General features: G+C 63.6%; 8 protein-coding genes, 1 rRNA gene and 1 pseudogene. 6 read left to right on the forward strand and 4 right to left on the reverse strand.

The annotated features are described in order from the left end of the window. Positions 1-150 precede the first annotated feature (150 nt). The 3 genes from rrf to BG22_RS07530 all read left to right on the forward strand — a co-directional run bounded on the left by rrf (position 151) and on the right by BG22_RS07530 (position 2,402). Positions 151-268 (forward strand): 5S ribosomal RNA (rrf, locus tag BG22_RS07520). Between the two features lie 491 nt (positions 269-759). After that, complete coding sequence (locus BG22_RS07525) at positions 760-1,611, forward strand: IclR family transcriptional regulator (RefSeq protein ID WP_140494568.1); 852 nt, start codon at positions 760-762, stop codon at positions 1,609-1,611. A gap of 2 nt (positions 1,612-1,613) precedes the next feature. After that, positions 1,614-2,402 (forward strand): IclR family transcriptional regulator, encoded by a 789-nt coding sequence (locus BG22_RS07530; RefSeq protein WP_140494570.1) that lies wholly within the window; start codon positions 1,614-1,616, stop codon positions 2,400-2,402. 42 nt (positions 2,403-2,444) lie between these two features. Here the strand turns inward: BG22_RS07530 and BG22_RS07535 are convergent, their stop codons facing one another. From BG22_RS07535 to BG22_RS07545, 3 genes are all read right to left on the reverse strand, one after another. Then, positions 2,445-3,263 carry a CdaR family transcriptional regulator gene (locus BG22_RS07535; RefSeq protein ID WP_140494572.1) on the reverse strand — a complete coding sequence of 273 codons (819 nt, stop codon included), beginning with the start codon at positions 3,261-3,263 and terminating at the stop codon, positions 2,445-2,447. Between the two features lie 107 nt (positions 3,264-3,370). Next, the gene (locus BG22_RS07540) at positions 3,371-5,497 is read right to left on the reverse strand and encodes a DUF6020 family protein (protein ID WP_181163448.1); all 2,127 of its coding nucleotides are present in this window, start codon (positions 5,495-5,497) and stop codon (positions 3,371-3,373) included. A 218-nt stretch (positions 5,498-5,715) separates the two neighbouring features. Next, entirely contained in the window at positions 5,716-6,000 is a 285-nt protein-coding gene (locus BG22_RS07545; protein ID WP_094668199.1) for a hypothetical protein, read from the reverse strand. A gap of 391 nt (positions 6,001-6,391) precedes the next feature. Here BG22_RS07545 and BG22_RS07550 point away from each other — a divergent pair, with 391 nt between their 5' ends. Then, complete coding sequence (locus BG22_RS07550; RefSeq protein WP_140494576.1) at positions 6,392-7,300, forward strand: biotin--[acetyl-CoA-carboxylase] ligase; 909 nt, start codon at positions 6,392-6,394, stop codon at positions 7,298-7,300. Between the two features lie 317 nt (positions 7,301-7,617). On the opposite strand, the gene BG22_RS07555 is transcribed toward BG22_RS07550, so the two are convergent. Next, on the reverse strand, positions 7,618-8,217 hold the full coding sequence (locus BG22_RS07555) for a biotin transporter BioY (protein ID WP_094668201.1): 600 nt from the start codon (positions 8,215-8,217) through the stop codon (positions 7,618-7,620). A gap of 393 nt (positions 8,218-8,610) precedes the next feature. Here BG22_RS07555 and BG22_RS07560 point away from each other — a divergent pair, with 393 nt between their 5' ends. Next, complete coding sequence (locus tag BG22_RS07560; RefSeq protein ID WP_094668202.1) at positions 8,611-10,470, forward strand: biotin carboxylase N-terminal domain-containing protein; 1,860 nt, start codon at positions 8,611-8,613, stop codon at positions 10,468-10,470. Positions 10,471-10,595: 125 nt separating this feature from the next. After that, a pseudogene (locus BG22_RS07565) lies at positions 10,596-12,152 on the forward strand (acyl-CoA carboxylase subunit beta); the annotation flags it as partial. Positions 12,153-12,232: the final 80 nt, after the last annotated feature.

The following is a 12,232-nucleotide window of genomic DNA, read 5'->3' on the forward strand; positions in this document are numbered from 1 at the left end:
AAAACATTCTTCTGCAATGGATTTCCGGACGGCATGGAGCATCCGGATGACCACAAGACCATTTCGACGATCGCGTCCGCTATCCGGTCCCCAACCCATCACGGGAACCATCCCCCACACCAACGCGTGTGGGACGTCTAATTGAAGATTTGCGGCGGTCATGGCCCAGGAGAGACGCCCGGCATCCATTCCGAACCCGGAAGCTAAGGCCTGGCACGGCGATGGTACTGCACCCGAGAGGATGTGGGAGAGTAGCACACCGCCGCATCACACGTTAACAAGAGAGCCCCGATGGAAACAATCCACCGGGGCTCCACTCATACCCACACACTTGACACGGAACCCACAACAACAAGAAACCCAACAAACAATCCACACCGTCTCCATGCCGGGACTGTCCTTTCCGGCTCCGCCCAACTGGAATTCATCGGGTTACCTTAGGTGCATTTATCGTTTCCAGGGTGGGTTCCGGAGGACGGGATGGCGCAACAAGGCGGGTATGCGCGCAAGGTGTCGATGAATATGCACCTAGGAAACGTCGAATATACCTAAGCAATGAAAACGCATGGCCTTTACACACAAAAATCGGAAGAGTCTGATAATCCATCATGATTGCGGTTGGTCCGATCTCCCAAAGAAACCCCAAAAAGATCAGCCCATTCCAGAACCAACGGTCATTGAATTATCAATGAAACTTCGTCGCATACCATAATCCCGCTACAATAAGACCAAAACTGAGAATTTGGACAGGAGCAGCGTATGGGTGCACAGAGCCGAGACGACCGGAGCGTTGAGGCGCTGGTCAAGTCAAAAGCGGTTTTGAACGTACTTGCTGATCATGGGTCTTGCGCCGTCCGCACTATCAGCGAGCTTACCGGTGAACCCATCAGTTCCACCTATCGTCTTTTGGACAATCTGTCTGCCGTTGGCTGGGTGGAGCGTGGTAAGCGTCGTGGCGAGTACCGGCTTGGCATTAATTGTGTTCGCATCGGCGGGCAAGTGGAAAGCCGATTGGACATCCAGCAAATCACGCGCCGGGCTTTCCGCGCGCATCGAGCCCAATTCGGTGTCTGGGCGTTGTTCGTCCGCCGACGCCTACGGTCCGTATGCATTGAAACCCGCACGCGTGAGGAACTGCAAAGCTACAGCCAGCTGGTGGGCAATAGTCTGCCCCTAAGCATGGGTGCGCCATCGCATGTACTGACCGCATGGCTGCCATCCGACCGATATGAACAGCTGCTTGAGCACTACGCCTACAACAACGAGCTTGGTGGCACGTTCTCCACGATGCGAGCCACTGCAGTGGACTGCGCCCGGACCATTCGTGAGTGTGGATTCGCCTACGATGTGGGCCAGACGATGGCTGGTTCGGTGACCATCAGCGTGCCGGTGTTCAACCATGCCGGGGAGATTCAGGCCGCAATCGCACTCGGTGGTCTTTCGCGTTCGCTGATAATCGATCTTGAAGAAGCCGGACACGTCGCCGGACAGCCAGATCACAACAATCAGGCCCCCGGCAGCAGCATGATTGAACTGGTCAGGTCGGTGGGCGCGGAAGTGTCGCGTGGATTGGGCTTCACCGGCGTCTACGCGAATCGGAAGGAGGCCTGACGATGGCTGACAAGCAACACGGACCCCGAGAACAGCGTGACCAGAAAGAACCTACCCGCGCCTTGGATAAGGCCAGCCGCGTCATTGAGGCGTTGGCCGCTGAAAGTGGTCTTGCCCCGGCGGATATTGCCGACGCTTGCGATATTCCACGTTCGTCTGTGTACCGAGTCCTTGACGGCCTTGTGGATGTGGGCTGGGCAACCGCCGATGATGACGGCAACTATACGCTGTCCCTCGATTGGCTTCGTCTGGCGGATGCCGCACGCGCATCACGCACCGAATGGGACGGGGTGTTGCCGGTGATGCGGTCAATCACCGCGCGAACTGGCATGACTTCGTTCCTTACCGTTGCGTCCGGCGACGAAACCGTGTGCGTGGAGTGTGCGCAGGGCCATGCCATCGATTCAGTGATTCTGCGTCCAGGTCGAGTACTGCCGTTGCACGCAGGTGCTGCAGGCCGTGTCACGCTCGCCTATTTCGATGACGATGCGATTGAACGGTACTTGGCTCGCGCTCCATTCCCGGCATACAACGAAAACACCCTGGTGACGGTCGAGCAGCTGCGCGACGACATCGCCGAGACGCGGTCTCACGGGTATGCGCTGTCCGACGAAGACGTGACGCTCGGCATCGGCGCCGTCGGCGTGCCGATTCTGGACCCGGCAGACGGTCATGTAATCGCTGCCCTGTCCGCCGGTGGATTTGTGGATGAAGTGCTCGCCATGCAGGAATCCTTTGCCGAACTGTTGCGAGAGGGTGTCAAGGCCATACAGGACGCGCAACATCACTGAACTGATTCGCTGAAGTTGGACGCACGCCGGGCTGCTCCGGTGTTATTCCGTCATGCGGCCGAGGGCGATGGCGGTGGTGAGCACGTACGCCTCGCGCGGGTCGGTGGCGTCCCAGCCGGTGGATTCGGCCGCACGCTTGAGACGGTATCGAATGGTGTTGGGATGGACGTTGAGCTCCTTGGCGGTCGATTCCAACGACCCACCGAATCGCAGGAACGTGGAGACGGTGAGCAGCGTGGGATCGTCCGGTCCGGCGGCGGCCAGACTGCCGTAGACCACGCGGACAAGCTCGTCGCGGGCATCCTCGTCGCCGATGAGCGCGCGCTCGGGCAGGGCATCGTCGGTACGCAGCGGGCGCGGAATCTGCCGTACCGTGGCGGCCAGCGCCGGCGCGGCCTTGAGACAGTACAAGGCGGCGCGCAACGTATGCATCGCCCCTGAGGCTGCAGCGCGGGACGGGCCCAACGCCAGCGGACGGTCGTCGGCGAACGCTGCCGAGACGGTGTTGCAGATAACCTCGGGGGTCGCGGCGCCGCTCTGACGTACCAGTGCCACGACTGCGGATGGGGATGTTCCGTCAGCGGCATACTCGGCGGTCAGACAGTCGCCGCCGAAATCGGCCACGATCTTCTCGACATCGCGGCGCGTACGGGCGGCCGAATGCGCCGGATACCCGGCAATGGCGTAACAATCGAATTCGCCGGTGAACCCAAGAATCGTGAATAGGGAGGTTACGCGCTCGTCGGCGATATCGTGGAACAGGCACTCGAACAACACAGTGCGTACGCGGTCAAGGGCGGTTTCGGCATCATCGCCCGTGCGGGCGTCGGTGGCGAGCAGTTCGAGAAAATCGGAAGACATGCCACCAAGTGTAGTCATGGGCTTCCATCCGGCGCCAGACGGGCTATGCGGCTTTCCGGGAGTACCCCCGGGAGCCCAACCACCGCCACCACCTGCGCGGACCGCCGTCACCTGTGCGACCGGCGCAGCTCGCGCCGGGAATCACGCCAGTATGTGAGGGCCACGAACCCGAACACGAAGGCCACCGGCAGCATATGCCGCTCGAAGTTGTTGGCCGGCGCGGTGATCATCACGCCCATCAGCAGCAGCAGCGGAATATGCGTCATCAGCGTGAGCCAACGACGGCGAATCACCTCGGCCGCGCCGATGAGCAGGGTCAGCACCACGTAGAAGTTGCCGTGCGTGAACCAGCCGATCACCGGGATACGGCCCCAGCGTTGGGTGAATTTGGCCACCTTCTCACGCCATTGGTGGTTATAGGACTTGATCCATGTGGAGTTTTTCTGCACGTAATCGCTGGTCACGTAATAATCCATGGAGACATACGGCAGATCGGTGACGTTGAAGTAGCCGAAGCACTTGGCGAGCAGCGCATCCAGGGCGATGACCGGATTGTCCTTGACGATTTCGAGCCATGCCTTGTTGAATCCGTTCATGTCCTCGGGGGTGACGGTGCGCCACTTGTAGCTCACTTTCTTGGCCTGGATGCCGGAGGACTTCACCGGGTCCGCGTCCTGCTGGAAGTAGGCGTCGGCCATCTGGTCCAGATTGAAGACGGGGGAGAGGTTCTTCTTGGCTTCGGCCGAGATGCCGTCGGGATTGCGCTTGGCCACGCGGGCGATCTGCTGCAGCTGCACGCCGCGGCTCTCGATCGGGTCGCCGCCAATGATGGCGCCGGATGAGATGGCGAACGAGATGCCGCCGTGGATCAGCACGGTGGGGATGAGCAGAGCCGCCACGTACGTGGCCCAGCGGCGTCGGTCGGCGATGAGCGCCAGCACGATCTGCAGGGCGATGATGTACCAGGCGTACTTAGCGGAAATCAGCATCACCGATGTGGAGACGACGAAGGCGATGAGGCTGTGCGGCGGCAGATTGAGAACGGCGCTGCGGACGTGGACGCTCGGGTTCCGTCGCTTCGACTGCTTCGATCGCTTCGACGGGCGCCACGTCTGGATGAGCTCGTACCACACGCCGAACCACCACACAAACGCGAAAGCGAACAGTGGCGACTTGGTGATGGAAATCGTGGCGAACACTGCCAGCGGGCAGGTCAGGAAGAACACGATGATGAGGAGGCGGGCCAGCGCGCCGGCGGGAGCGGAGTGGCAGCGGGCCGCGTTGATGGCGACTGCGTTGATCGAGTCCGCGCCGGAGGCAGGCGCTGCGGCTCGTGCGGCGGCCTGATCGGGCTCGGTGGGTCGCCGAAGCCACGGCAGGTTGAGGAAACGGTTCGCGGTGGCGGCGCAACAGAATACGGCGAACAGCATCTGCACGGCGGCCAGCACCACGATGCCGGCGTCGTTCGAGCCGGTCAGGGACCGGGAGAGAGCGGCGGTCGCGCCGTACACAACCGTGAGAACCACGTTGTGCTGGTCGGTCAGGTATGTCGGGTCGGACGGCCACATGTAGTGCGCGGTGGGGTAGATATCCATCGGCACGAAGGAGAAGAAGCCGATGTACGGCTGTTTGAGTCCCGTCCATTGGTTCCAGGCCCAGCTGAACTCGCGGATCTGCGAGCGGATGTCCGCGCCGAACGCGGCGAGCAGGGTGGTGGGTGCCCAGAGCCAGCCAAGGAACAGGATCAGTGCGATCTTCCAGAACCGATTCGTGCCGCGTACGATCCAATGACCGAGCGACGTGAGCCCGCGGGAGAGGGCGGCGGCGATGGTGCCGATGATTGTGCGGAACAGGGGAGCGATGGCATCGGCACCATCGACCGCGTCGTGGTGGGCGTTCGGTGCCTGGGAGGGCTTCGGCAACATGGTGCTCAGGCGCGCGGCGACCAAGGGTAGTACGCGCCCGGTTGCGGCGAAGCGGACCAGCAATCCGATGATGCCGAGATAGATGATGAACGAACCCGCGAAAATGGCGGTATTGGCCCAATTCCAGTGGGCGATGGTGCCGTTGTCGAAATCCCAGTACAGCGGCCCCACAGCGGTGCACAGAGCCAGCCACAGACAGGCCAGTACCGCCAAGGTCCAACGCGCGACCGCCCCCATCCGCCGTGCGATGGGATGGTTGGGCGTTGGACGGGATACGGCGGCAGGTTGCGGGGTGGCTGGTGACGTCATGTATGCCAATGGTAGCCGCACTCGCCAACTGCCGACGTGACTGACGTGACTGATTGCGACTGATGCCGTTGCCGATGGTGCCGATGGTGCTGATGCAGCGTCGCGGTGGGATTCGCCCGGATGAGTCGTATCCGGTGCGATTGTTCCGATGAGAATCCGGTGAGGTGCAGGAGTGGTGGATTCTCGCGATGCGACGTCACCGGTTTCGCGGAAAGTCGCTATCGGTTTCGCGGAAAGTCGCTGGCGGGACACCGGTTGACCCACGCGACCACCCAGTCCTCGGCCGGACCGAGATCGGGGAAGGCGTGGTGGATCACCACATGATTACCCACCGGTTCGGCTTCGACATCGGCCGGCACGCGGTCGGCGGGCATCGCGACCATGGCGTCGAACGGCAGATCCGGGGCTATGCGTACCACGCGCGCCTCGACGCCTTCCGGGACGCCCTCCAATCGTTCCACGTAATCGAACGGGTGGCTGTTGTCTTCGATAAAGCTGAGCATGAAAGGTACCTGCTCTCCTTGAGATGGTGATTCCCGGAGGTATTGCCCGGGGTAATCCGATTGATTGCCAAGCCGTCGTGCGGCTCAGATCCTTCCCGATAAGACACGACCGATAGTGCAAACCATGCATCGCATTGACTGTGACACCGTAGTAGTCGCAGCATGTTTCGGCTGGTGGGTTGCGCTTTGGATGAACAACGACTGTGAAGTTCGGCGGACAAGGCGGTATCGCCCGACCGCTCAATACCTAGCGTACACGCATATAGTGAGATGTGATTTACCTCACTTGTGAGCGCTCACACAATATCGATGGTGCGAAATGATTGGTTTTGTGCGGTTTTCGATGGGATAAGGGGTGATGATTCGCGGTATCGGGGGTAATGTGACTCACATGATTATTGCTTTGAACGCTGCAACGCCGCAGCTGACGAAAACGAATGATGCCGCCGATCAGGTGGTGGCCGTGGCCGAGACGGATTCGACCAACGCTCTGGCAGGCCGCCTGATTGCGGAAGGCACGTTGACATTGCCGCCGACGGAGGTGGGCGGACGGCTCGCCGTGGCCGTGGTGGCCGCGGACCGCCAGACCGCGGGTCGTGGCCGCAACGGACATACCTGGGTGAGTCAGCCCGGCCGCTCGTCGACGGTATCGTATGCCGTGCGTCTGCCGCGTGCCATCGCCACGGATGAGACGTTGAACGGGTGGTTGCAGATGATTGCCGGGCTGGTCACCCTGGATGCGCTCAATGGCGCGATTCGGGAGTTCGGCGCCGAAGCCGATCAGCCGGAGTCGCTGCTGGAGCTCAAGTGGCCCAACGATATCTACTGCCACGGTCTGAAGCTGGGCGGCCTGCTATCCGAATTGGTGATGCTGCCGGCGAATGGCGATGCGAGCGAGGCGGGCGGGGCCGACGATGTGGCGATCGTCTTCGGCGTCGGGCTCAACCTGATGCTGGGTGCCTGCCGTCTTCCCACGCCGCAGTCCACGTCGTTGCAGCTGCATGTGCATGACCTGCCCCCGTTCGAGGAGCTGCGTGACGCGGTGGCCGCGCGTGAGGTGGAGGGATTCCGTACCCGTCTGACCGCATTCGTTGCCGATCCGCACGGTCAGGCCAAGGAACTGCGCGAGGAGATGAAGACCGTCTGCTGGGCGCGCGGGCGTCAGGTCGAGGCGCACTTCACGGATGGCTCGACGCTGACCGGCGAGGCGATTGGTCTGAACGATGATGCTTCGCTGATTCTGCGCACGTCGGATGGCGTGGAGCATACGGTGCGTACGGCCGACGTGGGTGTGCTGTAGGCGCGACGCCGATTGTTGAATCGTCGGGTGACGCGACAGTCGATTAGCGCGACCGTCGGGTGACAACAGACGTCGCCGGTGCCACTGACGTTGCCGGCGGCCGGAAGAAAGAAAGATAGAGAGACGGGCGGTCCGTCGGTGTGATGCCGGCGGACCGCCCGTTATTTGTTGAGTCCGGGTGTGATTCCGGAATCCGTCTAGTGGTCTGTCTCTCCCCCAGTCAGCTTCGCTATCAGGCCCCTCGTCAGAGGGGGGGCGATACCACTCAGACAATTACGAGACAGATGCGTGTCCCCGGGTGTGTTCCGGTGGTCGGCTCAGCGGCCGAGCTTGCTCAGGCCGGAGGCGGCCAGTGCGGCCACGACGGCCTTGATGACGTCGCCCACGACGAAGCCCATGGAGGCGAGCGTCACGGTGAACACCGGCACGCCGGTGAGCGTGGACTGTACGGTCACGCCGAAGAAGTAGATCACCACGATGCCGCCCAGCAGCGCGGCCAGCAGGTAGCGGCCGGCGGTCAGCGCGGCGGCTCCCGGCGTCGAAAGATCGGCCTTGCCGCGCAGCAGCGCGATGACGATGATGCCCGGCACCCAGCCGAACAGGAAGCCCGCGCTCGGTCCGACCAGCGCCATCGTGGAGGCGCCTCCGGCGAACACCGGCAGGCCAAGCGCGCCCGCGGCCAGGTACAGCAGCACGGAAGAGGCGGCCTGGCGCCATGTCAGCATGAGGCCGGCCAGCATCACCACGAAGGTCTGCAATGTGATCGGCACCGGCGTGCCGGGGACCGGAATCTCACCCGCCGCCGCGGCCAGGTACAGCAGCACGGCGAAGAGTACGGGCTTCCAGGACGCGGCGGCGATGCGGCGCGGAACGGAGACGGCGGAAACGGCGGATGCCGCGGTGTGCGAAGACTGCATGATGTGATTCCCCCTACTGTGAACGGCTCGATGTGAGTCTCGATATGCGTGTCGATGGATGCGATCCGCCATGGCGGATGTAATCCGGGAGCCTTCCTCCAACTACGGTTGCCATCGTAGGGATGTGAGGTTTCGTTCGTTTTCGTGTCAAGTTACAAAATTATTGACTCCGGTTTGTCGGGAATTGACGAATCGACCGCAAGCGTCAATGGTCGGGGATGGTGAATGGCATGTGGCAAAACGTTGCAACCGTGCGGTTTTGGAGCCATCGCCCACCGTGGCTACGCCTGCGAAACCTACGGATGCGTTTGTTGGTAGCCTACAAAACGGCGTGAGCTGTTTTGTGCGAACGGGCCTTGCTGCATGATGGCGAACGCACCACAATTTGACGCTATGGCTCATACTGTCAAAAAACTGCTGATCGCGAACCGCGGTGAGATCGCGTTGCGCGTGGTGCGTACGGCCAAAGAGATGGGGATCAAGACCGTAGCGGTCTACGCCGAACAGGACCGCGATAGCCGCTATGTGGACATGGCCGACGAGGCGTACCTGCTTTCCGGCGACACCTACAAGGACACGTACCTCAACGAGGACCTGCTCATCGACATCCTGCACCGCACCGGTGCGGACGCCGTGCATCCTGGTTACGGGTTCCTTTCCGAGGTGCCGAGCTTCGCGCAGAAGGTCGAGGAGGCCGGCGCGGTCTGGGTCGGCCCGCATCACACCGCACTCGTGGACCTCGGCGACAAGATCACCGCGCGCCGCGTGGCCATGCGCGCCAAGGTGCCGCCGGTGCCGGGCCTGTCCGAGCCGGTGGAGGACATGCGCACGCTGCTTGACTTCGCGCACACCCACGGCTATCCGATCATGATGAAGCGCACGGATGGCGGCGGCGGCCATGGCATCACCGTGGTCCACGACGACGAGGAGCTGCGCCGCTTCTATATGAACCACGACGCGCTGCAGGGCGGCGACCTCAAGGAATACTTCATCGAGAAGTTCATCGACAAGGCCCGTCATGTGGAGACCCAGTCCGGCCGTGACTCGCACGGCAACTTCACCGTCTATTCCACCCGCGACTGCTCGCTGCAGCGCCGCAACCAGAAGCTCGTGGAGGAGGCGCCCGCGCCCTTCCTGCCCAAGCAGATCACCGACACGCTTGTGGAGTACTCCCGCCGCCTGTTCACCACCGTGGGCTACGAGGGCCTGGGCACCTGCGAGTTCATGGTGACGCCCAACGGCAAGGTGTACTTCCTCGAGGTCAACCCGCGCCTGCAGGTCGAGCACACGGTCTCCGAGGAGGTGTCCGGACTCGACTTGGTGCGCGAACAGCTCACCATCGCCGCCGGCGGGGAGCTCACGCCGGCCCCCGAGCCGCGCGGTCACAGCTTCGAGCTGCGCATCACCAGCGAGGACCCCGCCACCAACCTGACGCCCGGTTCCGGCACGCTCGAGCGCATCCAATGGCCGGCCGGCCCCGGCGTGCGCATCGACACCGGTGTGGAACAGGGCGACACCATCTCGCCGAAGTTCGATTCGATGATGGGCAAGGTGATCGTCACCGCCCAGAACCGTCTCGATGCCGTGGCCCGTGTGTGCCGCGTGCTCGACGAGCTCGTGATCGAGGGCGTGCCCACGCCTATCCCGCTGTTCAAGGAGATCTTCCGCAACGACGACTTCACCGCCGAGCATGGGCATCCGTTCGACGTGTCCACCAAATGGCTGGAACGCACGTATCTCAACCGCGAGCCCGACTCCGCCCGCGCCGGACAGCCCGCATCGCTCGCCGGCGCGGCGGCCGGTGGCGCGGCGGAGGGCGGCGATAAGGACCGCAGCGAGACGTTCGTCATCGAGATGAACGACCGTCGCGTCAAACTCACCGTGCCGCTCGACATCGTCGAGAACCTCACCGGCTCGGCCCGCGCCCGCGGCGCCCGCCGCCCCACCCAGCCGTTGCGCGGCGCCGGGTTGCACAACGTATCGTCCGCGAACAAGGCCGCGAACGACGGCGCCAAGTCCGGCATCATCGCCTCGCCGATGCAGGCAGTGGTCACGCGCATCAACGTGTCCGAAGGGCAGCAGGTGGCCAAGGGCGACCTGCTGGTGGTGCTCGAATCCATGAAGATGGAGAACTACGTGTACGCGCCGGCCGCCGGCGAGGTGAAGAAGATCTTCGTCGGGCCCGCCGATGGCGTGGAGGCCGGAGACACGCTCGTCACGCTTGACGTGACCAAGAAGGAGGCCGCCAAATGACCGACATCATGGATTCTCCGGCGGTGAAGGCCGCGCAGGCCGCAGCAGTGGCCGCCGGAGCCGGAGCCGCGACCGGCAACGTCGGCGTGGGGGATGCCGCCGGAGCCGCCGTGGCGTCCGTGGCGCAGCCGTCCGGCCACCAGCCGTTGCGCGCCGCAGTGGTCAAAGCCGCCGAACTGGCCCGCGCCGCCGAGGAGCGCGCCCGCGACAAGCAGCACGCCAAAGGTAAGAAGACCGCGCGCGAACGCCTCGATCTGCTCTTCGACACCGGCACCTTCGAGGAGATCGGCCGCTTCCAGGGCGGCAACATCGCCGGCGGCAACGCGGGCGCGGCCGTCATCACCGGCTTCGGTCTGGTTTATGGCCGTAAGGTGGCCGTCTATGCGCAGGACTTCTCGGTCAAGGGCGGCACGCTCGGCACCGCGGAGGGCGAGAAGATCTGCCGCCTCATGGGCATGGCCATCACCCTGAAGGTGCCGATCGTGGCCATCGTGGACTCCGGTGGCGCGCGCATCCAGGAGGGTGTCGCGGCCCTGACCCAGTACGGGCGCATCTTCCGCAAGACCTGCGAGGCCAGCGGCTTCGTGCCGCAGCTGAGCCTCATCCTCGGCCCGTGCGCGGGCGGCGCGGTCTACTGCCCGGCCCTGACGGACCTCATCATCATGACCCGCGAGAACTCGAACATGTTCGTCACCGGCCCGGACGTGGTCAAGGCGGCCACCGGCGAGACCATCTCGATGGCCGACCTCGGCGGCGGCGAGGTCCACAACCGGGTCTCCGGCGTGGCCCACTACCTCGGCGAGGACGAGTCGGACGCCATCGACTACGCGCGTACGGTCCTCGCCTACCTGCCGTCCAACGCCGAAAGCCAGCCGCCCGTCTACGCCTACGCCGCCACCCGTTCCGAACGGGACACGGCCAAGCGGCTCGCCACCATCGTGCCCGCCAACGAACGCCAGCCGTACGACATGCTCGATGTGATCCGCTGCATCACCGACTACGGCGAATTCGTGCAGGTGCAGGAGCTCTTCGGCGCCTCGGCGCTCGTGGGCTTCGCCTGCATCGAGGGCAAGCCGGTGGGCATCGTGGCGAACCAGCCGAACGTGCGGGCCGGCATTCTGGACGTCGATTCGTCCGAGAAGGTGGCCCGGTTCGTACGTCTGTGCGACGCCTTCAACCTTCCCGTGGTCACCCTCGTGGACGTGCCCGGTTACAAGCCCGGCTCCGACCAGGAGCACGCCGGCATCATCCGCCGCGGCGCCAAGGTGATCTACGCCTACGCCAACGCGCAGGTGCCGCTGGTGACCGTGGTGCTGCGCAAGGCGTTCGGCGGCGCGTACATCGTGATGGGATCGAAGGCCATTGGCGCGGACCTCAACTTCGCGTGGCCCTCCTCGCAGATCGCGGTGCTCGGCGCGTCCGGCGCGGTGAACATCATCCACCGTCACGATCTGGCCAAGGCCAAGGCCGCCGGGCAGGACGTGGAGGCGCTGCGGGCCAAATACATCAAGGACTACGAGACCAGCACGGTCAACGCGAACCTCTCGCTCGAAATCGGGCAGATCGACGCGATGATCGACCCCGAACAGACCCGTGAGGTGATCGTCGAATCCCTCGCCACGCTCGCCACCAAACGGCGTGTGCGCCGCACCGACAAGCATCACGGCAACCAGCCGCTGTAGTGCGGCAATCCGCTTGGCGGGTCGCCGCGCGAGGAGGGAGACAGCCCGGTGGGCTGTCGGCCGACGGAGCCATCCGAATC

Origin of the sequence: Bifidobacterium sp. UTBIF-78 (assembly GCF_006408945.1) — a bacterium.
Classification (GTDB): Bacteria; Actinomycetota; Actinomycetes; order Actinomycetales; family Bifidobacteriaceae; genus Bifidobacterium; species Bifidobacterium myosotis.

Coding starts and splice junctions, on each gene's coding strand:
- BG22_RS07525 (WP_140494568.1), top strand. CDS start 760: ATGGGTGCACAGAGCCGAGACGACCGGAGCGTTGAGGCGCTGGTCAAG.
- BG22_RS07530 (WP_140494570.1), top strand. CDS start 1,614: ATGGCTGACAAGCAACACGGACCCCGAGAACAGCGTGACCAGAAAGAA.
- BG22_RS07535 (WP_140494572.1), bottom strand. CDS start 3,263: ATGTCTTCCGATTTTCTCGAACTGCTCGCCACCGACGCCCGCACGGGC.
- BG22_RS07540 (WP_181163448.1), bottom strand. CDS start 5,497: ATGACGTCACCAGCCACCCCGCAACCTGCCGCCGTATCCCGTCCAACG.
- BG22_RS07545 (WP_094668199.1), bottom strand. CDS start 6,000: ATGCTCAGCTTTATCGAAGACAACAGCCACCCGTTCGATTACGTGGAA.
- BG22_RS07550 (WP_140494576.1), top strand. CDS start 6,392: ATGATTATTGCTTTGAACGCTGCAACGCCGCAGCTGACGAAAACGAAT.
- BG22_RS07555 (WP_094668201.1), bottom strand. CDS start 8,217: ATGCAGTCTTCGCACACCGCGGCATCCGCCGTTTCCGCCGTCTCCGTT.
- BG22_RS07560 (WP_094668202.1), top strand. CDS start 8,611: ATGGCTCATACTGTCAAAAAACTGCTGATCGCGAACCGCGGTGAGATC.